This is a genomic window from Paracidovorax sp. MALMAid1276, from assembly GCF_049198005.1.
Lineage (GTDB): Bacteria > Pseudomonadota > Gammaproteobacteria > Burkholderiales > Burkholderiaceae_C > Acidovorax.
This window is the reverse complement of the sequence record NZ_JBMIRS010000002.1, coordinates 1-1,688: the sequence shown is the minus strand read 5'-3', so window position 1 is coordinate 1,688 and position 1,688 is coordinate 1. Positions and strand designations below refer to the sequence as shown.

The following is a 1,688-nucleotide window of genomic DNA, read 5'->3' as shown; positions in this document are numbered from 1 at the left end:
TCCTTGCCGGGATGGGATGCCAGGCGCGGTGCGCAGCCGATAGCCCGTGCTATCGGCAAGCGCCGCAACGCCGCAGACCGTCCGGCAAGGCACTTGCCCGAAGGGTTGGAGTGAAATCGGGCGATTGGAAGCCTCGGCTTGTTGATTTCCACGCAGAAGTGACCCACTAACCCCCGGGATTTCCATCCAAACCTGACCCACGTACTAACCCTAACCTGCTGCTTTGTTGAGCAGCAGGAGACCAGGAGTGATAGACGTGGCAACACTGAGTGTCATCAGGCGCTGGGCCCTGCGAGAGCAGTTGTCCATCCGGGAGATCGCCCGCCGCACGGGCCTCTCGCGCAACACCATCCGCAAGTACCTGCGCGCTGGCGAGGCCGAGCCTCACTACGCCAAGCGGGTCAGTCCATCCAAGCTCGATCCCTTCGCCTTGAAGCTCGCCGGCTGGCTCAAGACGGAAGCTGGCCGATCCCGCAAGCAGCGGCGCACCATCAAGCAGATGTACGTGGATCTGCAGGCGCTCGGTTATGGCGGCTCCTACAACCGTGTGGCGGCCTTTGCGCGCCTCTGGCACGAGCAGCGCCTTGTGGCACAGCAGACCACCGGCCGCGGCACCTTCGTTCCCCTGACCTTCGGCCCAGGTGAAGCCTTCCAGTTCGACTGGAGCGAGGACTGGGCTGTTCTCGCTGGTGTGCGCACCAAGCTGCAGGTAGCCCACTTCAAGCTCAGTCACAGCCGAGCGTTCTACCTGCGCGCCTATCCGCTGCAGACGCACGAGATGCTGTTCGATGCCCACAACCATGCATTCGTGGTCCTGGGTGGCGTGCCCCGCCGTGGCATCTACGACAACATGCGCACCGCTGTAGACCGGGTGCGCCGTGGCAAGGAGCGCGACGTCAATGCGCGCTTTGCGGCCATGGTCAGCCACTTCCTGTTCGAGGCCGAGTTCTGCAATCCGGCCTCGGGCTGGGAGAAAGGCCAGGTGGAGAAGAACGTGCGCGATGCCCGCCATCGCCTGTGGCAGGTAGTGCCGCCATTCCAAAGCCTGCCCGATCTCAATGCCTGGCTTGAAGAGCGTTGCGTGGCGCTGTGGCACGAGATCGAGCACGGCAAGCTGCCGGGCACCGTCGCGGATGTCTGGGCTCAAGAGAAGGCAACCTTGATGCCGATGCCCCGGCCCTTCGATGGCTTTGTGGAGCACACCAAGCGCGTCTCACCCACCTGCCTGGTCCACTTCGAGCGCAATCGCTACAGCGTGCCAGCCCCGTATGCCAATCGGCCTGTGAGCTTGCGGGTCTACGCAGATCGTCTTGTGGTTGCGGCCGAAGGCCAGATCGTTTGCGAGCACCAGCGCCTGATCGAGCGTAACCACCATGGTGCCGGGCAAACCGTGTACGACTGGCGCCACTACCTGGCGGTGCTGCAGCGCAAACCAGGAGCTTTGCGCAACGGCGCCCCATTCCTGGAGTTGCCGCCGGCCTTCAAGCGACTGCAGGCCACCTGGAGTCAGGGGCTGCCAGCAAGACGCACATCCTGAACGTGCTGCACCGCCTGCTGGACGGCAAACCCGCTCCAGCACCGGTCACATCGCCCCAGGCCCTCAAGCTTGCGGTGGAACCCCAGGCCAATGTGCTTCGCTACGACCAATTGAGGGAGGTGCGCTATGCGTCATGACCCCGCCATCGCTT

1 pseudogene is annotated in these 1,688 nt (G+C 63.8%); it reads left to right on the top strand.

The annotated features are described in order from the left end of the window. Positions 1–247: 247 nt before the first annotated feature. Positions 248–1,674 (top strand): annotated as a pseudogene (gene istA, locus ACOQFS_RS00010) (IS21 family transposase). The last annotated feature ends 14 nt before the right edge of the window (positions 1,675–1,688 follow it).